The sequence below is a fragment of the Microcoleus sp. Pol11C2 genome (assembly GCF_036701505.1).
Lineage (GTDB): Bacteria > Cyanobacteriota > Cyanobacteriia > Cyanobacteriales > Microcoleaceae > Microcoleus.
Map to the genome: position 1 here is coordinate 80,719 of NZ_JAUBQX010000009.1, position 22,012 is coordinate 102,730.

At 47.7% G+C, this 22,012-nt stretch carries 17 protein-coding genes; 11 read left to right on the top strand and 6 right to left on the bottom strand.

Annotation, left to right across the window (positions count from 1 at the left end; genetic code table 11):
- Nucleotides 1–24: 24 nt before the first annotated feature.
- From QUA42_RS08280 to QUA42_RS08295, 4 genes are all read left to right on the top strand, one after another.
- Nucleotides 25–351: a hypothetical protein gene (locus QUA42_RS08280; protein WP_333136744.1), complete on the top strand. Its 327-nt coding sequence runs from the start codon at nucleotides 25–27 to the stop codon at nucleotides 349–351.
- Nucleotides 348–581 (top strand): hypothetical protein, encoded by a 234-nt coding sequence (locus tag QUA42_RS08285; RefSeq protein ID WP_333136746.1) that lies wholly within the window; start codon nucleotides 348–350, stop codon nucleotides 579–581. Before QUA42_RS08280 ends, QUA42_RS08285 begins: the two co-directional genes overlap by 4 nt.
- A 314-nt stretch (nucleotides 582–895) precedes the next feature.
- Nucleotides 896–1,801: a ferritin-like domain-containing protein gene (locus QUA42_RS08290; RefSeq protein ID WP_333136748.1), complete on the top strand. Its 906-nt coding sequence runs from the start codon at nucleotides 896–898 to the stop codon at nucleotides 1,799–1,801.
- 176 nt (nucleotides 1,802–1,977) lie between these two features.
- The gene (locus tag QUA42_RS08295; RefSeq protein ID WP_333136750.1) at nucleotides 1,978–2,481 is read left to right on the top strand and encodes a YbjN domain-containing protein; all 504 of its coding nucleotides are present in this window, start codon (nucleotides 1,978–1,980) and stop codon (nucleotides 2,479–2,481) included.
- 53 nt (nucleotides 2,482–2,534) lie between these two features.
- Here the strand turns inward: QUA42_RS08295 and QUA42_RS08300 are convergent, their stop codons facing one another.
- The 3 genes from QUA42_RS08300 to QUA42_RS08310 all read right to left on the bottom strand — a co-directional run bounded on the left by QUA42_RS08300 (nucleotide 2,535) and on the right by QUA42_RS08310 (nucleotide 5,012).
- Complete coding sequence (locus tag QUA42_RS08300) at nucleotides 2,535–2,993, bottom strand: divergent PAP2 family protein (RefSeq protein ID WP_333136752.1); 459 nt, start codon at nucleotides 2,991–2,993, stop codon at nucleotides 2,535–2,537.
- A 14-nt stretch (nucleotides 2,994–3,007) separates the two neighbouring features.
- Nucleotides 3,008–3,934 (bottom strand): geranylgeranyl diphosphate synthase CrtE, encoded by a 927-nt coding sequence (gene crtE / locus QUA42_RS08305; RefSeq protein WP_333136754.1) that lies wholly within the window; start codon nucleotides 3,932–3,934, stop codon nucleotides 3,008–3,010.
- 190 nt (nucleotides 3,935–4,124) lie between these two features.
- Nucleotides 4,125–5,012: a LysR family transcriptional regulator gene (locus tag QUA42_RS08310; protein ID WP_333136756.1), complete on the bottom strand. Its 888-nt coding sequence runs from the start codon at nucleotides 5,010–5,012 to the stop codon at nucleotides 4,125–4,127.
- A 111-nt stretch (nucleotides 5,013–5,123) separates the two neighbouring features.
- Here QUA42_RS08310 and QUA42_RS08315 point away from each other — a divergent pair, with 111 nt between their 5' ends.
- The 3 genes from QUA42_RS08315 to QUA42_RS08325 all read left to right on the top strand — a co-directional run bounded on the left by QUA42_RS08315 (nucleotide 5,124) and on the right by QUA42_RS08325 (nucleotide 6,929).
- Nucleotides 5,124–5,612 (top strand): GNAT family N-acetyltransferase, encoded by a 489-nt coding sequence (locus QUA42_RS08315; protein ID WP_333136758.1) that lies wholly within the window; start codon nucleotides 5,124–5,126, stop codon nucleotides 5,610–5,612.
- Nucleotides 5,613–5,681: 69 nt separating this feature from the next.
- The gene (locus tag QUA42_RS08320) at nucleotides 5,682–6,452 is read left to right on the top strand and encodes a methyltransferase domain-containing protein (protein ID WP_333136760.1); all 771 of its coding nucleotides are present in this window, start codon (nucleotides 5,682–5,684) and stop codon (nucleotides 6,450–6,452) included.
- Nucleotides 6,453–6,794: 342 nt separating this feature from the next.
- Nucleotides 6,795–6,929 carry a hypothetical protein gene (locus tag QUA42_RS08325; RefSeq protein ID WP_333069232.1) on the top strand — a complete coding sequence of 45 codons (135 nt, stop codon included), beginning with the start codon at nucleotides 6,795–6,797 and terminating at the stop codon, nucleotides 6,927–6,929.
- 70 nt (nucleotides 6,930–6,999) lie between these two features.
- Here the strand turns inward: QUA42_RS08325 and QUA42_RS08330 are convergent, their stop codons facing one another.
- Both QUA42_RS08330 and QUA42_RS08335 read right to left on the bottom strand, forming a co-directional pair.
- Nucleotides 7,000–8,034: a histidine kinase gene (locus tag QUA42_RS08330; RefSeq protein WP_333136762.1), complete on the bottom strand. Its 1,035-nt coding sequence runs from the start codon at nucleotides 8,032–8,034 to the stop codon at nucleotides 7,000–7,002.
- Nucleotides 8,035–8,574: 540 nt separating this feature from the next.
- Nucleotides 8,575–9,975, bottom strand: coding sequence for an S-layer homology domain-containing protein (locus QUA42_RS08335; protein ID WP_333136764.1), 1,401 nt, complete (start codon nucleotides 9,973–9,975; stop codon nucleotides 8,575–8,577).
- Between the two features lie 69 nt (nucleotides 9,976–10,044).
- On the opposite strand from QUA42_RS08335, the gene QUA42_RS08340 reads away from it, so the two are divergent.
- The 4 genes from QUA42_RS08340 to QUA42_RS08355 all read left to right on the top strand — a co-directional run bounded on the left by QUA42_RS08340 (nucleotide 10,045) and on the right by QUA42_RS08355 (nucleotide 15,713).
- Nucleotides 10,045–10,599 carry a hypothetical protein gene (locus tag QUA42_RS08340; RefSeq protein ID WP_333136765.1) on the top strand — a complete coding sequence of 185 codons (555 nt, stop codon included), beginning with the start codon at nucleotides 10,045–10,047 and terminating at the stop codon, nucleotides 10,597–10,599.
- A 472-nt stretch (nucleotides 10,600–11,071) separates the two neighbouring features.
- Nucleotides 11,072–11,548, top strand: a complete 477-nt coding sequence (locus QUA42_RS08345) for a BON domain-containing protein (RefSeq protein ID WP_333136767.1) — start codon at nucleotides 11,072–11,074, stop codon at nucleotides 11,546–11,548.
- A gap of 398 nt (nucleotides 11,549–11,946) precedes the next feature.
- Complete coding sequence (locus QUA42_RS08350) at nucleotides 11,947–13,164, top strand: histidine kinase (protein ID WP_333136769.1); 1,218 nt, start codon at nucleotides 11,947–11,949, stop codon at nucleotides 13,162–13,164.
- 1,487 nt (nucleotides 13,165–14,651) lie between these two features.
- Nucleotides 14,652–15,713, top strand: coding sequence for a pentapeptide repeat-containing protein (locus tag QUA42_RS08355; protein WP_333136771.1), 1,062 nt, complete (start codon nucleotides 14,652–14,654; stop codon nucleotides 15,711–15,713).
- A gap of 179 nt (nucleotides 15,714–15,892) precedes the next feature.
- On the opposite strand, the gene QUA42_RS08360 is transcribed toward QUA42_RS08355, so the two are convergent.
- A complete protein-coding gene (locus QUA42_RS08360; RefSeq protein WP_333136773.1) occupies nucleotides 15,893–21,586 on the bottom strand; it encodes a PAS domain-containing protein in 5,694 nt (1,897 codons plus the stop codon).
- Between the last annotated feature and the right edge of the window lie 426 nt (nucleotides 21,587–22,012).

The window sequence follows — 22,012 nt, forward strand, 5'->3', positions numbered from 1 at the left end:
TTAGCAATTAACAATGACCAAACGATGTCCGATATTTTTGTGATGATCCGCAATCAAAGTAACGTCGCCATGACTTCAGTTGACGGCATTGCGTTTGTCACTTTACTGACTCAAGAAGGACGAGTGCTGGCTGAGGAGAGAGTTGACCTGTTTGAGGCAGATGTAAATTTTGATAACCTGAAGCAGGGAAAATATAATGTAGTTGTCAGGCACGAAGGCGTTGAACCTCGATCGGCAACCTGTAGTGTTACAATCACCGATGAAGATAAAGTAATCATGCTGACCTTTGTTTACTTGGAGCTAGAACGGGTGCTGCTCCGCATTCAAACTTCAACAGAAGAAAGACTATGACCGTGAAAGTTACTCCGCCAAATTCAATTAAAATGTTTCGCTATCGAGTACATTTCTTGGCAAAAGACCTCTGGAGGGAAAAAAACCCGGTTTGTCGGATGAATCTGGCTTTACAGTTAGCCGATGTGGCGACAACTCTGGCTAGGTTGGAAGTAGAAGAGGCGCGAAAATTTCAACAAGAGTCTGCTATTGTTGAGGCAAAAGACTCGACGGAACCTGAAGAGTTTTGAGTGCGTGAGATTGCTTTCTGCGATACTCGCAACGCTTGCGTGATATGAGTTTACAAAAAAATAATGTAATTGTCAGCCCGTGTTCCCAACCCTGATAGCCATCAGTCATTTTTAATCTAAAATCTAAAATCTAAAATCTGAAATTGTATGACTCGCAACTCAAAACTATTGTCATTGGTTGAGCTAGTAAAAAAATTGTCTGTATAAAATTGACTCTCCGTGCTAAACAATAACTTTCTGCCTTGCGAGGTAATTTGTTGTCGAAAAAACTGCGTTACACTTATATAAGTATCTTTACAAAACAACATAAAAGCATGACTGTTGCCTATCCCCGCAAGCTTCGCAACGCTATGGGAGCGCGCGAAATTTTAGCTAATGTAGTGCGCGATCGCGAAATTCACCTGATCACCCTCAACCGCTACCGCTTTAGCGAACAGCGCAGTTGCAAAGACCTCACCGACGTGATCGAACAGCTAAACGGGGAACCAGCCGAACTCGTGCGCGACCTTTCTCGGCACATTTCCGACGAAGCGCGGCACGCCATGTGGCTCACCGACTTGCTGGTAGACCTCGGCCAAAATGTGGGAACGCCGCCAGGAGTCTCCTACATTGACGAATTTGAAAGGTTGTATGACAGCGAACAACAAGACCCTACCAAAAACCGCGAAGACTTTGTAATTTCTTCCCTCGCCGCGATTAACGTCACCGAGAAGCGAGGATGCGAGTATTTCGGCGCGCACATCCACGCCCTCAAACAGGCTCCCCAAACCGCAGAAAACATCAAAATCCGCGAAACAATCGAAAAGATTTTTCCAGAAGAAGCTGGTCACGTCCGCTGGGGCAACCGCTGGCTGGCCCAAATCGCCGACAAAAGCCCGGAACACCGCCAAAAGGTTGAACAGGCAAAGCGCAAGTATGTGGCGATCGAACAAGCAGCTTTTGAATCGGGAATGGATATCATGCTGGGGGCAGAACTGCGCCGCGTCACCCGCCTGGTAGACATTGCCAACACCATGCCGATGTGGGAACGCCCGCAATACCTGATGGAACGCTTGCCCAGAACCCTGCTGGCCCCGGATCTGCAAATGACCAGAGTTGATGTAGCTCAGCGGGCCTGGAACCGCGACCCGCAGGCATTTATGGAGAAATTGGTGCCCATGTTCCTCAACGGCTTGAATACCATTGAGAAGAAGCCGGCGGCGACTAAGCCCAAGGCTTAAAAACGATCGCGAACCCGGTTGAAACCCTTCTGCAAGTCAAACTTGCGTCTGCCTCCGCAAACAAGCGAGATATACTGGTTCCCAGGCATAGCCTCGGAACCAGTTATTTAAAGTCATAATTTTAAGCTTTAGCAAGTAAACTGATTATTGGAATAGTTTTCCATCTAAATATAATCATGACTACCAGCGAGCCGAACATACAAACAGCTTCCGCAGAAAGCCTCTCAAGTGAAAGTGCGATCGCCTCCGAGCAGGTCGAAAAAGCCACAGCCGTCACCTATGCAGAAGAAATTGAAACTGTCATCGCCAGCATGGCTGTAGACCAAAAAGTGATGGTCGGTCAAAGTGAAGCTGGCGGACATCTTTGGAAGTTCAAGTACGGCAGTGTCGAAGTGTTCGTGCAACTTACGGGCGAAACCGAAGAGGATACTTTGACAGTTTGGGCTTTTGTACTGCAGTTGCCAGCCAAGAATGAAGCTCAATTAATGCGGAAAATTCTAGAAATGAATTGGCTGTCTACTTTAGAATCTCATTTTGCCATTGTTGATAATCAAGTTGCCGTAGTATCGACTCGGACGATGGCGGAAATCTCGGCCGGGGAAATTTCTCGGGTTATTACTATTGTCGCCACGATCGCCGATGACAATGACGATATTTTGCAAGCAGAATTCGGTCAGTAGTGATTAGTTAACAGTTAACAGTCAACAACTAACAGTTAACAGTTAACAGTTAACTAATATGCAGGCCCTGCGATCCAAGCAATAGTGATTCCCAGCCCCAAACCTACAAGCACTTGAAAAGGAGTGTGTCCCAGCAACTCTTTCAGGCGAGCCTCATTAAGGTTGTGATCTTCCTCAAAAAACTCGTCAATAATTTGGTTGAGGATGCGAGCTTGTTTGCCTGCTGCTTGGCGGACGCCTGCTGCGTCATACATCACGATAATTGCAAAGATCGCAGCGATCGCAAAATCCGGGCTTTCCCATCCCATCGTTTGTCCGACTCCAGCAGCCAAAGCGCCCACAAAAGACGAGTGAGCGCTGGGCATTCCCCCCGTTGTTACCAAATACTGAAGATTAAACTTGCGATTTTTGACCAACTCGATCGGCAGCTTCATGATCTGAGCCGCCAGACAAGCGAGCAAAGCAACCACCAGTACATGATTGTTGAATATGCTGCTGCAAATTTCCTGCATAGTGTTTGGTATTTCTAGTTACTGCGGCTGGTAATAAAATCGGCGATTGCCAGCAGCGGTAGAGCTTTGCTCCCAAACACTGCCAATTGAGCCTTAGCATCAGCAACAAGCTGCGAAGCCTGGCGCCGAGACTCGTCAATTCCCCACAAACTGGGAAAAGTGACTTTTCCTGCTTGAACATCTTTGCCAGCAGTTTTGCCCAGTTCTTCTTGAGTAGCAGTAATATCCAGAATGTCGTCAATTATCTGGAAAGCTAGCCCAATATTTTGAGCGAAACGAGACAGCCGCTGCAAATCCGCAGCCGAGGCCCCGGCCAAAATTGCCCCACAGACTACGCAGGCCTCTAACAGCGCCCCTGTTTTGTGAGCGTGAATGTAATTCAAAGTTTCCACAGAAACATCTGTCTTTCCTTCCGATTCCAAATCAACCACCTGACCGCCTACGAGTCCAGCAGCACCCGATGCCCGCGCTAAATGGGCGATCGTCTGCAACACCTGCTGGGGGGGTACGTTCTCAGTTTTAGTGGCGATAAATTCAAAAGCATAGGTCAGCAAACCATCGCCAGCCAAAATGGCGATATCCTCGCCGTAGACTTTGTGGTTCGTCAGTTTGCCGCGCCGGTAGTCGTCATTGTCCATTGCCGGCAAATCGTCGTGAATCAGCGACATCGTGTGGATCATTTCCAAAGCGCAAGCTGTCGGAATTGCCATAGATGTAGTGCCACCGGCCAATTCGCAGCTAGCCAGACACAGGATCGGACGCAGGCGCTTGCCCCCCGCTAGCAGCGAGTAGCGCATTGCTTCGTAAATTTTCTCTGGGTAGATGACCGGGAGTGCACTGTCGAGAGCTACCTCGATCGCCTCTTTTCGATTGACTAGATAAGTAGATAGGTCGAAAGAGGATTCCGGTTGGGACGAACCCATTTCTGTTGCCAATACCATCCCTTGCTCTCTTGTACTGAATAGTTATGTGGGATATTGTGAGCCGTTCAGGTCGCATCGTGCCGACTTTTACGGCAGTAGTTGCTCGAACTCCGAGCATCAATTAATCATTCTACGGGTGTTGTTGCACAGAAAATCTTTGAGTTTTGATAACTTTGTCAAATTGCCAGTCAATCTAAAATTTACAATCTCAAATCTCAAATCCGCTGATGTGTCTGGCAACTTCCAAAAACCGCTGCACCGCCGCTGTTGGATCGCTGCGCCAAATCAGAGCGATCGCGACAATGCAGGTTGATTCTGGCAGCGCTTTGTAAACAACCCCGCTGCGCTGGAAATTTTGCATCGACTCAGGGACGATCGCCACTCCCATCTCGGCGGCTACCAGACTCACAATCGTTTGCATTTGAATTGCTTCTTGAGCGGCGATCGGGCTAAAACCTGCTTGTTGACAAAGACTGACGATCGCATCGTACAATCCCGGAGCCTGGGAACGCGGAAATAAAATGAACGGTTCGGTGGAAAGTTCGCGTAATTCAAGATGCGTGCGATCGGCCGCCGGATGCGTTTGTGGAAGTGCCACGATCAGCGGTTCTCGAAAAACGATTTCAGAATTTATCCCATCTTCCTCAACCGGAGGGCGCACGAAGCCGATATCAATTTGCCCGAACCGCAGCCGCTGCAACTGTTCGTTTGTCGTCAGTTCGTGCAGTTCCAGCGTGACGGCGGGACACCGAGTGCGAAAGGTCTGCAAAATCGCTGGAACCACGTTGTGTGCTGCAGAACTCACAAAGCCGATCGTCAGTTGGCCGAGTTCGCCCCGACTGGTTTGTCGGCCGAGTTGAATTGCTCGATCGACTTGCTGCAGAATTTTCCCGGCCTCCTCGAAAAAAACCTGTCCCGCTGCCGTTAAATGCACCGTCCGCTTGGTGCGGCGAAACAGTTGAAACCCCAACTCTGCCTCCAAATGCTGGATTTGTTGGCTCAGCGGAGGTTGGGCAATGTGCAGTTTTTCCGCTGCGCGAGTGAAATTCAATTCCTCTGCAACTGCAATGAAATAACGCAAATGCCGAAGTTCCATAGCTCCCCAATCATTGATATTTTAAAAGTATAAGTGGTTAGTTAAACATATATTGGACATTTATGAAGACATTTCATACAGTGATTAATAGGCGAAGTTGAGAATAAAACAATGGCTAATTTGGATATCAAAATTAGAGAAGCAGAGCTGGCAGATTTGGAATTAATCGTAGATTTTATTTCGCAAAAAAGCGAGTTTGATGGATGTAAAAATTTGTTAGCAGCAACAGCAGATAAATTGCAGCAAACGTTGTTTTGCCAGCCTCCGCTAGTGCGGGTTTTGTTGGCTGAAGTTGCCGGAAAAGCGGTAGGATTTGCTCTTTTCTATTCCTCCTATTCAAGTTTATTGACCCAGCCGTGCCTTTGGCTTGATGATTTATTTGTGCAAACTCCTATGCGCGGTATGGGAATCGGTACAGCGCTGTTAAAGTATTTGGCACAAATTGCTGAGTCCACAAATTGCGGGCGTATGGAATGGACTGTTAATACTGGGAATGCGCCGGGAATTGCTTTTTATGAAAAGCAGGGAGCGCGCATTTTGGAAAATATTAGGGTTTGCCATATTGATGGGGATGGAATTAATTTGCTTGCTGGCAAATAATTTCATAAAGAACCGCGAAGAGGCGCAAAACGCGAAGAGATGAGAAAAGAAGAGAAAGGAAGAGAAGAGATGTCACAATATTTTTGGAATTCTGCTCTTTATGAGAAAAATCATGCTTTTGTTTGGGAGTACGGTGAATCAATTGTGGAATTACTCGCTCCGAAGGCTGGTGAACAAATTCTGGATTTGGGCTGCGGTACGGGGCAGTTAACTGAAAAGATTGCTCAAAGTGGTGCTTTTGTGCAAGGTATTGATTCATCTTTGTCGATGATTTCCACGGCAAAAGTTAACTATCCTCACATTAACTTCTCTGCCGCAGATGCGAGGATTTTTCAAGTAGAAGAGCCGTTAGATGCTGTGTTTTCTAATGCGGCTTTGCATTGGATTAAACAGCCGGATGCTGTGATTAATTGTGTGGAAAAAGCGCTGAAGCCGGGAGGGCGTTTTGTGGCTGAGTTTGGCGGTAAAGGGAACGTGGGGGCGATCGTCCGAGCCCTTTTGAGTGTTTTGTCGGAAATTGGCTGCCAGGAGCCTGAAGCGCTTAATCCTTGGTATTTTCCGAGTATTGGCGAGTATGCTGGGCTTTTGGAAAAGCAGGGATTTGAGGTGGGTTATGCGGTTTTGTTCGATCGCCCGACTCCCCTAGAAGGTGGCAGCGCGGGTATGGTAAATTGGATTGAGATGTTTGCGGGCGGGTTTTTGTCGGGGTTATCTGATGATGTGCGATCGCACGTAATTAACTCCGTTGAAGAGCGTTTGCGGCCGACGCTGTACCGCGATGGTAATTGGATTGCAGATTATCGCCGAATTCGCGTTGTTGCTGTCAAAAATTCCTATTGACAAATATAAGGCTTCAAATCGGGGAGATTTGTAGCCTTCGTCCACTCAGTATCCCCATCGCGCCGCACGCTAGTCCCAGCAGTTATTTTCTTTTCCTATTGTAACTGCGCTTTTGTGTATATCCCCATCAATGCTCCCCTGCCAAAAACTTACTAATCAGGCTTTTTGGATGTTGAATTTTACAGTCATATTTGTACGGGTAAGCCGAGCCCATAAAAAATATTGTTGGCATGATACTTAGCCTCAACCAAAATAGACTTTTCCTTAATAAATAATAATCTAATCTGGCGCTTCCATAGGGAGCAGGAAGCAAAAACGAACTCACACTTAAAAACATAGCAAATGCTACAAAAGTTACGCTCAAAGCGTTTAGCCCTTCTCGCCAGTGCGACCAATTTCCCGCAGCAAGGTGCCCCGCTAGCCATTTGTAAATTTGCTGATAGCGAAAAACTCGATCGGGAAAATGTGCGATCGTAAATTCGTATCCGCAAACACCGCAACAACTCGGTTTCGTGGATAAACCGGGTTGCTAAACACAGACCTTAGTTTAAATCTGTTCTTCCCCTTGATTAAAACGCTGAATTTCGTGATTTTCCTCGACTTGCAAAATAGCATCATTGGGAATAGTGAGGATGCCTGTAAATGAATTTTGGCTTATTTTCAAAGCTTGTTCCTTATTTTTGTGTTCGGCAAGTTCTCGCTGTAAATTGTCAATAGTCTGTTGGAACCGAGCGGCTTTTCTCAGCATTTCTTGTTCTGAAAAGTCCAGCAATTGCATCAGGGTAGCCACTTGATATTCCAGTAATTGGGTTTCGCAATTATTGTTATTTGTAACAAAGGTTGTAGGATTTTCTGAATATTCAAAAACACTCTTTTCGTCGGGGAGGGACAATGCTGTTTTGACACTAAGTGCCAAATCTTTAAACATTTCAGCCCTGCTTTGGGAAATTTTAACTTTCAGGAACATCACTACCGCAAACAAACTTCCTGACGGCAGAAGTCCCCCAAATCCCAAGACAGACTTGACCTGGTAGGGGATAATTAAAGAATTTTGCTCAGGAATAAGGGGGCTGCCTTTTGCCTCTGATACATAAAAAATATTTAATACTGCGGGCTCTAATTGCAGGAACCTTTCTCGCTCAATTCCGAGGAATGTAGGAATGTCTAAACCGAACTGCCGGATTATTTCCGAAATCGCCGGCATTTGAGCCACTAATTTTGGGCTAACTAATGGAATAGCTGTATTTTCTGCTGCTGTGTGCCGAGAATTCCACTGCGGTTCTGTGCCTGCGGCTGCTAGCAGAGTCCAACATTTCATGTCGGTGGCGGGGGAATTGCCCTTCATCAAGCGGCGGGCGGATTGTTGCAATGAGTCTTCTAATTCCCCGTAGGGATGAGTTTTGAACAAACGCACTAAGGCACAGCTATTTTCTCCTGTTTGCGAATCGCAAAAATGTTGGTAAATATAGTTAACAATCTTCTGGCTGGTGGCTTCCATACTAGCAGTATTTCTACCTAAGTGGCGCAGGACTAAGCTGCATTTAGCCATGTCTTGCGGGGTAAATAAGGTAATATCGTACATTAAAAAATGCTCTCCAAGAGCTCAAACACTCTTGTTCATTTATCGTTAAGTCCGCTACGGCATCCGGAATCCTACTGAGAGTTTTGAACAAAGTGTTAGTTAAAATATGTAGAAAATTAGCCCGCCAAATGCAGCGCTTGTATTGCAGGATACAGAAATTAAAATTAAAGCAAAAAAAATCTATTTCCTAGGGTAGGCGACAAGGACAGAAAAGCCGATGTACAATTATTAAAATGATTTTTAATGACAACTCTCCCAAAAAAATTAAAAAAACGGAGTTTTTCACCGGATATGCCTCGCGTTTTACAGGGCAATTTCGTAGATAAAAGTCGGTTTCTGGGTAAGCCATATTCACCGAACTCCTAAAAACTCAAGCTGCAATTTTTGTGGCGGGCGATCGCACGCCGATTAATCAAAAATTGGTACAATTTCCTCCGTATTGGGCACAGAAACCGGGTTTTGTTACAGAGAAAAAACCCGGTTTTTGAGGTATTGGTAAATAGATGCTGTCTCCAAAACTTTTAACAACCCCAAAGAACTCTACTCAGCAGGTTGAGACTTTGCTTCCACGGCATCTTTAGCAGACAATCCCTGATCTTGAACGCCAAAATACCACAAACTAGCAGCAGCTTCGGCACGAGTCACTGATTTCTTAGGCTGAAACAGAGTAGTAAAACCAAAAACGCGGCGAATATTCGCTAAGTCTCCATTGTTAAAATCAGCTAAAACTGCCCGCGATGCCTGGGAATCAATCTTAGAAGCATCTTGAAAACCCCACTTTTCTTTCACTCCGTCAATGTTAGCTGTCGGTAAAACTTGACGACTATCTAAAGGCACTTTCCAGAGAATCATTGTTTCGCGAGTTAAAGGTGCATCCGGGCGAAATTTCACATCTTTAGTTTCTCCAGAAAGCGAACTCGGAATTACACCCGCTTCTGCTAAACCTTGAATTGCTGAAAAATCCGGGTCTGTTTTGGGTACGTCAGAAAAGGCTGGTTCGCTAGAGTCTACTGCTAATCTAATTTGTTTGGCTTGACGACTAGCATAAATCTGATTGTTAGCTGCTACTAACCAGCGGGCGTATTCGCGGCGAGTGATAATTTTGTTGGGTTTGGACAAAGTGCTAGCTGTTTCTAAATTAGCACTTTCTGCCGATCGCACTTTCAGCACTTCCAACTGAGTCAAATCTGCCACATACTGCCGCAACTGTTGAGGAATTTGGGCGTCTAATTGGCTAACTTTTGCTGATGTTGGCGAGGCGGATGGTGTTGGAGTAGTTTTCTCGGAATTAGATGGAGTTGGTGAAGCGGTTGGAGATGCGCTAGACTCGGAATTATTAGGTTGGGGACTGGCGACAATTTCTGGGCTTTCGTTGCTGTAGTCGATCGCAAATTCTGTAGAACCTCCTACTTTCTGAGTAGGAGAAAGCGACACTGTTACCCGTAAATTATCTCGCGTCGCTACCAAAGAACCTTGTCCCTCCGCGGTGGGGCGGCTGACTATTTCCCAGTTGCGACGCCCAAACTCGGTGGAGTAAAAGTTCTGAACCGAATTAACCGGATCAGTGCTCTCCCAGCGCAGCCGCACATTTTTTTGCGACGGATCGGTTTGCCCACCAACTTCGATTAAGTCAGCATTAGGATAGAGTGGAATCTCTGTCGGGAAATCGGGAGGAAGTTTGGCGGTAGAGTTTGTCTCAATTGCTGTCGCTGGTGGGGGGGAAGAGAAAACTACTGGATTTTGTTTTAATTTCGGATCGGCGGCTAAAGATTCTTCGAGTGCCTTGCTGTTGGGGCTGTTTGCACAACCTGTTACAGCAGCAAGCAGACACACAGCCAGCCAAGTATTTACAGTAGCGAGTATATTGGTTTTATTGGTTTTATTGGTTTTAGATCGTCCTTGAGAGTTGCCTCGCCGTTGAGTAAATATAATATTCAGCATAAATCCCCCCTTTGCGGATATATTTCTAGGCTAGCGCAGATCGCTCAGGCAAATATATTTTTTACCCAAATGAAATTTTTGTATTTACTTCTAGTTACTGCTACATTACTTGTCTGGCCTGTCAAGTTGGCCCGTCCCGCAAAAGCTCAACCAGCCCCGCTGCAGACAGCCATTCAGACGCCAGAGTGGCAGCCATTTTGCTCAGCGATGGGTCAGTTTGCGATCGATATGCCGGGAAATCCCAAAATTAATTCCGAAATTTTTTCCAATCAAATTATTGCTCATACATACAGATCGAACTTAAAAAACAAAGAAACTTATTTGCTTCAATACTTTGACCTAGATTTTCGTCTGACGAACAATAATATCAATAATATCAGAATAACTTTAAATAATGCCGTAGATTTTTTCGTCGTGGCAGCGAATGCTAAAGTCTTGCAAGTGCGGGATATTTCCCTCGGAGGCTATCCGGGAAAAGAGTTTGAGTTTCAGCCGCTTTCCCCCACGGAACCTGTAGGTGTGGGCCAAGTTTTTTTGGTAGAAACGCGCGTTTACGGGCTGGTTGCCACTACCCCAGAAGCAGAAAATGCTCAAAAATTTCTCGACTCTTTTCGTTTGTTTTGAAGCCGGAGGTTCGGCAACGAGCAGTGTATGGGATTAACGGATTTAATGGATGGATGTTGAGGGAAGAAGTCCCAGCTTCGAGGAGCAAGGGAAAAATTAGTTGGGAGTGGCATTGAATTTATTAATAAAGCTTACCCTTTTAAACTTGGTTTATAAGAAAATATTGGCTTTGGCAACGAAAAATGGCTCGATCTACCGGGTTTCTGAGGAATAATGCGGTCAGAATTCATTAAGTTAAATGTGACTTAATACCTTATTTTGTTTTTTGTACTCTATCTAACGGCATAGATAAATTTTACACCCGTGGAGCGATGTAGATACTTCCTCAAATTTATATATTTGATATAAGGATTTTTAAATCGCAGAAAGCACAAGTAAAGATGCTGTCTTGCTCCATCTGGCTCCCCTCTGGCTCAACGAAGTCAGGGAAGTCAGGCTCATCGAAAGCTTACCCGGAGGGTATTAACATATTATGAACAAACTAACACCCATTCTCCTCAGCGGCATCCTATTATTTGGAGCTGCTTGCAGCGAGGGGGCTAAAACTAGCGCTGATTCTCCTAATTCTACCACAGAAAATACCAGCCCCCCCCCAGCGGACACAGTTCAAAAAACTCAGGGTGACGCAACGAGCGATATTCGCAAAAACCAAGCAAATTCTGATATCAGGGCCAGAGAACAGCGCAACAATGTGACGGGTGGCGATGCCATAAGAGCCGATGGGGATCTCCAAAGTGAAGTGCGCTCCAAGTTAGAAGTAAACATCACTAAAGGTCAGCTAACTGTTGACGCAAAAGATGGGCTTGTCACCGTAGGTGGCACAGTTCCAAATCAAACTGATTTAGCTAAAATTGAGCCACTAGCTAAAGAGATTAAGGGTGTTAAACAGGTGAATGTTACTGCTGTTGTCGCCCCCGCTGCACCCGCATCGCCTAGCAGCAATCCATAAATTAGCAGAAAGAAGTCCGAGGGAAAGAAGGGAAAAAGATGTAGTTATCTAGGAGAGAAGTTTGAGGGAAGAGGGAAAAGTTTGGCATTGTAAGATTGCTGGCGGATCGGATTGCAAGGCTTAGGTGACTCTCGATGGACAGCGGGGTTTTAAGTGAAAGAGTTTAAATTGAATTTTAAATTGACGCACTCAAAACTCGCGTAATACCTGCAACTTCCCCTTCCCAATTTCCGATTTCCCATCCCCGAGAATTAGTGGGAAACCAACCTGAAGATAGAGGGGGAAGTTATTCCCACCGACCGATGAAAATTGTTGGGAAAAAATGACTAAATGTGATTGATGGCAGAGCATAAATTCTGTGGTTGTGTAAAAGTAGTATATTTTTGAGGAGAAAAAAAATGGCTTTAGGTCAACACAAGCGAGCTGTAGGAGCATTTTCTAATTACCGAGATACGGAACTAGCCCTGCTCGAGCTGCAAAGTACCGGGTTTCCGATGAATAAAGTTTCGGTAGTTGGCGAAAATCTCGATCGCAGCGAAATTGCGGGCGCTAGCACTGGTACTGGTAAGGGTACCGACGACAAAGTGGGCGGCGGCGCAAAAGCAGGCGCGACAGCGGGAGTCGTGACAGGCGGTTTGATTGGGTTACTCGGAAGCATTGGAGCGCTAGCGATTCCGGGAGTTGGCCCGGTGATGGCGGGGGGTGCGATCGCCACTCTGCTAGCAGATACTGTGGTTGGAGGCGCGATTGGCGCGGCAGCCGGCGGTTTGGTAGGCGGTTTGGTCGGTTTGGGAGTTCCCGAAGAAAAAGCTAAAGTTTATAACGATCGCGTCTCGCGCGGAGAATATTTGGTATTCGTAGAAGGAACAGATGCCGAACTTGCCACAGCCGAAGGAATTATGAGCGTGCGGGGCATTCAGGATTGGGGCATTTACGATGTGCCGGCAGATACCGGCCGCAGAGCTTCGGGTCGCCAGAAGCGCGCCGTGGGAGTATTTTCAACCCGCCGCGAGACGGAACACGCACTGGGAGAACTGAGAACTGCCGGTTTCGACATGAATCGGGTTTCGGTCATCGCTAAGGATGCTGACTCGAAAGGAGACATCGCAGGCATTGACGTGCACGACAGCACGGACAACAAATCCGATGAAGGGGCCACAAAAGGCGCTCTCACAGGTGGCACTTTGGGCGGTTTGACAGGCTTGTTGGTAGGTCTGGGCCTAGTGGCAATTCCGGGAATCGGGCCGATTATGCTGGCAGGAGCCTCAGCTACGGCGATCGCCACTACACTCGCCGGTACGGCTTTGGGTGCGGCAGCAGGCGGCTTGATCGGAGCTTTAGTCGGTATGGGAATTCCCGAAGAGGAAGCTAGAGCATACAACGATCGCGTGGCGAGAGGAGATTACTTGGTACTGGTTGACGGCAGCGAAGCAGAAGTCGCTAGAGCTGAAACCATCCTGAGCCGCGGAGGCATTCAGCATTGGAACACCTACGACTATAATCCCAGCGTCGATAGCGCTCGGGCTGATTACGGCGCTCCTGGGACTCCGGGCGTTGATACTACCGCTGATATTTACGACCCCAATCAGGGCGTTACCCACCACCCTCGGGTTTAATACTTCAGACTTTGTTTGGGGATTGTTTCTACTTTCTGCAAAGTAGTCGCACTGGCGCACTCGGATTGTGGAAAGTGCTCCAACCCACAGAGGCGAGCTAGCGGTTTTACGCTTCGTCGGTAAAATTATCTCAAAAGTCGGCTTTTTCTCTGAAAGCCGGCTTTTGTTTTGTTCTGGAAACTTAAAAAAGCTACCTGTCAAAAGTTTAATTTTGATTAGGGGTTAAATCAGTGAGCTGGGCTTTGCGCCCGAGGATCGATCGGCTCCCTGAAATTTTACAGCAGAAATCCGCAGCGGTTTTTTAGTCTGTAACACTCACTACTGCTAGATTTTAAACCTCGCAGTATTATCAAATTTAATGACCTAAATTACCACAGATATTGCCCAGTTAGTCAAAGAGCGACTATCTTTAATTATGGGTAGCTAATTTGAGCAACTTATACAGGTGAAGTAGCCAGTCCCGCGCGCCGAGTATGGCCTGCAGTGGTCGGCAACTATTAGAATAATATTGTCGTCGCCTTCCCGCAAGACTTAGGCTGGTCATTGCTTGGCTGTAGCAGCTCAATTGCTGTTGGCAAGACCTGCGGCATTAATACAGTTTTTCTGGGAATGTCTCAGGGAAGCATTTGAGAAGCCCAGGAACAGCTTTTATGTCCGGGAGCGCGTCTGGTGTCGAGTGTTCTGTAAATTAGAACCGCAAGCGCTCATGGATCGAGAAAACATTAACAGCAAGCACAGCAGCGCGAGAATACGGGAACGACTCGCGATCCATTTTTTCGCGCCATCTCAGGCTCAGCACAGCGTATTGCTTGCTTGGCCGACGACTCGCTTAGCACTCCGAGGGAAACAGCCTTCCTGTTGGTTTTCACTGGCACGGAGCACAGTGGGGGGAGATGACACTAGCTGAGCTGGCCTGGGGCTGCCGTCCGGGTTCCTCGAAGGTAGAAAGCACTTATTTAGAAGGGATTAGGGGTTGAAGCTCCGATATCTTCTTTCTTGATTGCACTCATAAATTCGATCGCCTGTACTGGCAAATTTTCGGGTGAGAAGGCGACGCGGATGCCACCCGCAATACCCCAAATATTCGATCGACCTTGACAAGATCGATCGACAACTTCTCGGTATTTTGGTAAAGAGTTAGTAGGTAATATTTAGTGGTTAGCAGTTAGTATAAATCCAACTAACCATTAACAACTAATATCAACCGCAAACTAATTACTAGCAAAATAATACTTACAGAACTTACATGTGGCGAGAAACGCGGTTTTTTTCCTAACTTCCGCGCTAGCAAACCTCAGATCATACCAGAACCAGGTTTATTTTGGTAAATTATAACTACGTGAGTAGGGTGATGGTAGGAATCAAGCAGTTTTGACAATTGTTAATGTGGCAGTATTAGTTTAAAAAACTGACTGGCAAACACGATAGTACAAACTTTCACACAACATAGAACATCGAGAAATTAAGGAAACTCACTCAATTTTTTTATGAATTTCACTGAAATTTTAAGTGCCGATGAACTTTTAATTAGACATAGAAACGGGGAACGAGATTTTCGAGGGGCTAACCTCATTGCAGCTCATTTGAGTGAAGCTAATCTCAGTCGAACAAATTTGAGCAGCGCTAATTTGAAAGGTGCCAACTTAATTAGAAGCAAACTGATTGGAGCTAATTTAAACGCCGCCGACTTGAGCGGGGCTAATTTGTCTAAGGCGAAATTAATTGAAGCTAACCTCGGGAGTTCTAGTTTAACTGGAACTGTGGCGATATCCGCAGATTTTAGCGGGGCAAATCTCAGCGGAGCAATATTGTCTCAGGCTGACTTGAGCAAAGCTGTGATGACGGGAGCGAGTTTAGTAGGAGCTTGTTTGCTAAGTGGCTCAAAACTAACTGAGGCTAATTTGAGCGGGGCGACGCTGAGCCGAGCAATTATGAGCGGGGTTGACTTAAGCAGAGCAAATCTGACGAGAGCGATTCTCAGCGAGGTAGATTTGACCGGAGCGAACCTGAGCGGAGCAACTTTAACTCGGGCTTATCTCAATCGCGGAAATCTCAGCGGCGTCAATTTGGTTGGGGCCTCTTTGAGCGAAGCAAGTCTGCGGGAGGCTTCTATTAGCGCTGCTAATTTGAGCGGTGCTGACTTGAGCGGTGCTGACTTGCAATCGGCCAATCTAAATGGCTCTAATTTGAGCGGTGCCGACTTGCAGGGAGCTAATTTGAGTAAAGCTAATTTAAATGGTTTGATTCTGCACAATGCGGATTTGAGGGCTGCGAATTTGAACAAAGCTTCTTTGCGGGGAGCTAACTTGAGCGGTGCAAATTTGGCAGGTGCTAGCTTGCTGGAAGCGGATTTGCGGGGGGCGAATTTGAGTCACGCCAATTTGTCGGGAGCGGGTTTGCTCCTAAGTTCTCTGACAGGGGCGAATTTGACAGGAACTAATTTGTCGGAGGCTAATTTGATTGGCGCGAGCTTGAATGTTGATAATTTGAATGAAGCAGCTTTGGGCGGGGCGATTTTGCCGAATGGAGCTACTCACAGCCGGGATTGATAAGTTGATTAAGGGAAAATAGTTTTGAGTTTTAAGTTAAATCATCTTTAATTTAAAACTCAAAACTTTTGACAATTTTGAAAATAAAGAATTCAGGAGTCAGGAGTCAGAAATGTTATCGGTTGTGGGGGGCGGGTTTAATAGATTGTCTGCGATCGACAATCTATTAAAATTCGGACTCAGCGATGCAGTATCAGAGGTAATTGCAGCATTGCTTTGACTAACTCATTCGCTTCGACAGGTTTTGCAACATGATGTTGAAACCCAGCAGCAAGAGCTTGTTTCTGATTAAAGTCTCCAGCATAAGCAGTCAGGGCGATCGCCGGAATTTGCCCGCCCTGCTCTGGTGGTAGAGTTCTAACTTGCCGCAGTAGCATATAGCCATCCATCTCTGGCATTCCGATGTCGCACAGGAGGAGATCGAAGGGTGTGCTTAAGAGCAGTTGCAGCGCCTCGATCGCAGACCCAACGGCAGTCACTTTAGCTCCGGCTTGTTCCGCTACAAACGCCACAAACTCCCGTGAATCGCGTTCATCATCAACAACTAACACGCGCAGATTTGCCAGATGAAGCTCGTCAGATCGAGCTTCAGCCCCAGCGGCAACTTCTTCAACCGGATTCGCGGTATGCAAGAGGGGAAGTTCAACGGTGAAGGTGGTTCCCTGTCCTTCACCCCTACTCTCAACCCAAATTCTGCCGCCATGCAGTTCCACAATTTGACGCGCGATCGCCAGCCCCAATCCTAAACCCCCAAATTTACGAGTTATGGCTCCATCCTCTTGCCGAAAATGCTCAAACACATAAGGCAGAAACTCAGGATTGATGCCTTTTCCTGTATCGGTGACAAGAATCTGGGCATAACTTCCAGTTTGGGTTAACCTAACGGTAATTTGCCCGTCTTGAGGGGTGAATTTCACGGCATTCGATAAAAGATTCCAGACTACTTGCTGCAAACGCCCGGAATCGCCCCTTACCATTCCCAGGGACGGTGAAAAGGTTGTTTTAATTTCCAGTGACTTGGCTTCGGCTGCTAGTCGAACGGTGTCCAAGGCGGCCGAGATCACCATATTCAAGTCAACGGACATCGCATTCAAACTCAGTTTGCCACTCATAATGCGGGAGATGTCGAGCAGGTCATCAATCAGTTGTAACTGGAGTTGGGCGTTGCGTTCGATCGAGGCAAGGGCGCTAGCCGTTTTTGCAGCAGCCAGTTTGTTTTGCTGCAACAGCTTCGACCAGCCGAGAATCGGGTTGAGGGGCGAGCGCAACTCATGGGACAACACTGCCAAAAACTCATCTTTGATGCGGTTGGCGGTTTCGGCGGCTTCTCGTGCGGTTTGCTCCTGCGCCAGCAGTTGTTCCCGTTGAGTTTCAGCTTGTTTTTGCTTCGTGATATCTCGTGAAATTGCAACGAGTTGGGTCACCTGCCCAGAAGTATTTCGCAGTGGCGTGATTACGCAATCCCACCATTTCAGCGAGCCCTTTCGGGTGGGAACATAGCCTTGAAACTGACCTGTATTACCCGCTTTGGCATTTGTGATCGCCGTCAAGGCATTTTCATAATGTTCGCCTTGCCAGAGATCGAGCCAACTGGTGTTCAGAATGAGTGTCGGATCGTCGAGTTCCAAAAGGCACAACCCGCCTGTATTGATATAAACGATTTCGCTATCTAGCGTTAAAACTTTAATGCAGTCATTGCTGCTATCTAAAATGCGTTGCTTTAGCTCTTCACTTTCTCGCAGGGCTTCTACGGTTTGTTTGCGATCGGTGATGTCTGCCAGTGCCCCAGGGAAAGCGCTCGGGCTGCCATCAGCAGCATATTCAACCTGACCGCGTGCAGCCAGCCATCGCTCCTCGCCCGCCGCCGTATAAACACGGTACTCAGTGGCATATTCTTCGCCAGTTTCGATCGCCTGGTTAATGGCTGCAACCACCCGTGGGCGGTCTTCTTCGTGCATCGCCTGCACAAATTGTTCGATCGGTAAGCCGATCGCTGCCACCGCTGGGTCAACGCCAAACAGGTGAGCAAAGGCTGCATTCACGATTATGAGATTCTCAGGAATCTTCCACTGCCAGGTGTAGATGGCTCCTGCTGCTAAAGCGGACTCCAATTGCACATGGGTTTCCCGTAGGTGAGCTTCAGCTTGTTTGCGTTCGGTGATGTCTCGCGTGACGCCTGCCACCGCTTCTACCGCGCCATTCACATCAAAAAGCGGGACGAAAATGTATTCATAGGCGCGCCTGCCAAATGCGATCGTGTACGGCGTTTCGTCCTTGAGCGGTTGGCGCGTCTCGATGACTTGCTGGATCTGATTTTGAAGTCGGGTAGCTAAATCTGTTGGATAATCTAGGTCAAAAAAGTTTTTTCCCAGAGCTTGGGCCGAAGTTTTCTCCAAGAGGTTGAGGAATGCCGGACTGATGTAAGTGAACCGCCCCGACAAATCGAAGGTGTATATAAAATCCGGCACCGAAGCTACGAGCGCGTCGAACTTTCGCAGTTGCCGTTCGAGTTCGGCAGACGTTTGGCGCAGTGCTGTTTCCGCTTGAATTCGATCGGTGACATTCTTAAAATAAACGGTGATTCCATGTGGGGCAGGGTAGGTGCGGACTTCGTACCAACGATCGTGGTCGGGATAAAACGCCGTCAGTGACCCAGCCTGGCGAGCGCCCATGGCGTTCCTATAGATCGGCTCAAACTCGTTACCAATCAGTCCTGGGTATTCTTCCCATAAATTCTTGCCTATCAAATCACCCGGAATGCGATCGAGCAGTTTTTCGGCGAATTGATTGACGTAGGTGAACCGCCACTTCTCATCCAGGGCAAAGAATGCTTCAGCAATGCTCTCTAGAATATTCAGGCTCTGCTCCTCGCTTTCACGCAAGGCTTGTTGGGCCCGTTGGCGCTCGTTTTCGACGCGCACGCGATCGGTGATGTCAACTGCAGCGCCGTAAATCACTTGTTCTTCTGGGTACGGCTGGGCATTCCAGAGGAACCAGCGGTAGGAACCGTCTTTGTGCCGATAACGGTTTTCAAACGTAAAGGTTTTGTTACCGGAGAACAGACTCTCGGCTTCTGAAACCGAGGCGCTGAGGTCTTCTGGGTGGACAAACTCAGTCCAGGGGCGGGATGTCATTTCGCCTGGTGTCCAGCCGAGGGTTCGTTCAAAGGTTGGGCTGACCCAGTGGAAATACCCGTTTATGCCCGTAATCACTTGCAAATCTGAACCGACGGCAAGAAACCGTTCCCGTTCCTGCTCAATTTTTTTGCGATCGTTGATATCCCGAAAGAAAATAGACAGCCCAGTCGGTGAAGGATAAACGTGAACCTCAACCCACAAATCAAACGGGGCATAATATTCCTCAAAGTCCACTGCAACCTGCTCGCTGGACGCTCTGCGATACTGGAATTCAAACTGATTGCCGATCGTCCCGGGGAAGGCTTCCCACATCGTTTTGCCCAGCATTGCTTCTAAGGGAGTTCGCGACACTCGTTGTGCGGCTTCATTAGCATAGGTCAAGCGAAAGTCGAGATCCATTGCCATAAACGCATCGGTTACGCGCCCCAGAAGGGTTCGCTCTCGCACAGTTGCTTCCTGTCGCAGCCGTGCCAGCTTCAAACTTGCTTCTACCCTTGCCAGCAGTTCACGCGCCGAGAATGGTTTAATCAGATAGTCGTCGGCCCCGGCTGCGAGTCCTTCAATACGCGCTTCTTCGCCCGCGCGGGCTGATAAGAGAATGATGGGAATGTCTTGGGTTGAGGGATTAGAACGCAGCGATCGCAACAACTCAAACCCATCTATCCCCGGCATCATCACATCTGTCAATACCAAATCGGGTGGATTCTTCTCAATTGCAGTCAAAGCGGCAACGCCATCGGCGACGGTTTGAACAATATAAGAATCGCTCAGGAGTCGCCGAATATAATCGCGCATATCAGCGTTATCATCGGCCAGGAGAATTTTAGATTTGAGATTTTGGATTTTAGATTGAGCGGGTTGATTGACGAGTTCATGAGTGGATGGAGCCATGTTCCATTCTTCTAATCTCAAATCGCCTTCTGGCAACCAGCGTTGAGCTTCTTCGATATATGGCATCGCGCCTAACGCCGTTGATGCTAACGTGCGACTCGCACCAATGCGCTCCGGCGGCAGATGAGCTGTTCCGGTGGGAATCGTCACCGTAAAGCAACTGCCCTGCCCAAAAGTGCTGCTGACATCGATCGATCCCCCATGTAGTTTGACGAGTTCTTGCACCAGCGATAGCCCAATGCCGGAGCCTTCAAAACTCCGCCCTTGAGAATTTTTGATTCGATGAAATCGCTCAAATAAATGCGGTAGTTCTTCGGAGGGAATACCGACTCCTGTATCTGCAACTGATAATTCAACACAATTTTCGACCCACTGCAATCGAACACTAATTGTTCCCGTCAAGGTAAACTTAAAAGCATTTGATAATAGATTTAGAACGAGTTTTTCCCACATTTCGCGATCGACATAAATCGCTTCTGGCAAGGTTTGACAGTCAACTATCAGCGACATTTGGGCTCGTTCAATCAGCGATCGAAACGTGCTGGCAAGTTCCGCCGTATAGGTGGCCAAATCTACAGGTTCATAAGCTGCTTGGACTCGACCTGCTTCGATGCGCGAGAAATCGAGCAAGCTATTGACGAGTTTGAGCAGTCGCATTCCATTGCGCTGCACCATTAGTAATTGTTCGCGTTCTTGAGGTGGAATTGTTGCATTCAAATTCGCGATCGTGTCTTCTAAGGGAGCCAGCATTAAGCTCAGCGGCGTGCGGAATTCGTGCGAAACATTGCTAAAAAACGTGGTTTTAGCACGGTCTAACTCAGCTAATGCTTCGGCACGTTTACGCTCTTCTTCGTAAGCTTGGGCGTTGGCGATCGCTGTTGTCACCTGCCCTGCCATCAAGTCAAAAAAACCTTTGTAATCATCATCAAACGTTCTAAGCGGACTCACTCCAGCAATCAGGAACCCGAACGTTTCTCCCGATCGAGCTAGTGGTAGAACTACCGCTTGATGAGGAGATTGGGACCACGCACCGCCCGGTAAAAGTCCAAATTGCGCCTCCAAATCTTCAATGATTCTGCTTTCGCCAGTCTCGATGACTTGCTTCAATTGCCACTGGCACTTTTGGGCGGATGTAAGCTCGATCGCCTCACAAGAGGCAAGGGTTCCGGCTGCTAACCTTGTTGTACCGGCGAGTCGTGCGATTGAGTTATCGCCATCGAGTAGATAAAACAGCGCAAACGGGATGTCATAGGCGTTATTGGTCAATACGGTGGCGGAAATCTCGCAAGCTGCTTCTTGCGTCTTGGCAGTGACTGTTTCTGCTGCTAATTCGCGCAACGTTGCCAAGCGGCGATCGCTCAACACGCGCTGAGTGTCCTCGCTACAGGCGCAGAAAACGCCCCCCACTGGGCCATCATCATTCGCCACCGGACTGTAGGAAAAGGTAAAGTAGGTTTCCTCTGTATACCCGTTGCGTTCCATGACCAGAAGCAATTCTTGATTCCACGTCGATTGTCCCTGGTTCAAAACCGCTTCTGCTTGGGGTCCTAGCGTGTCCCAGATTTCAGCCCATACCAGTGAGGCAGGCTGACCTAGTGCTTGCGGATGTCGCTTGCCGAGGACAGGAATGTAAGCATCGTTATAAAACTTGGTCATCTGCTGTCCCCACCAGACGAACATGGGGTAGCGAGAGCCTAAGATGATCCGAATTGTGGTTTTCAAGCTTTGAGGCCAGGTTTCTACAGCCCCCAGGGCCGAAAGCGACCAATCGTGCGATCGCATCAGCATCGCCATCTCGCTATTGCCTGCAAAAATCTGTTCAACGAGTTGATACTGCTCGATCATGCGCTTGTCTTTCCCTTGGGCCCACAAAAACGGGCAACGATCTTCATTATTTCTGCTGGTCGGGCCGGTTTAGCTAGGTGAGGCCAGAAAGCCAGCGGATACCGTTGGTTGCTGGTCAATTTCTCCAGCATAGGCTGCAAGAGGGCTCGCCGGAATCGGCCCTTGGGTGATCGTTTAGGATCTGTCGAATTTTACGCATGAGAGCATAGCCACCCATCTGTGGCATTTCGATATCATATCAATTCCGCCACAGCCGGAATGATCGAGCTTTGGTTTTTTTAGCCAATGGAAACCAGAGATCGCTTTAATCAAAAAAGGTGGTTTGAGAAGAACAAGGCAGCACTGAAATAATACGAATTCCGTTAGTGGCATCTGGCTGTGAGACAGTTTGACCCCACCATAGAGCCCGCGCTTGGTGGTGGGTAT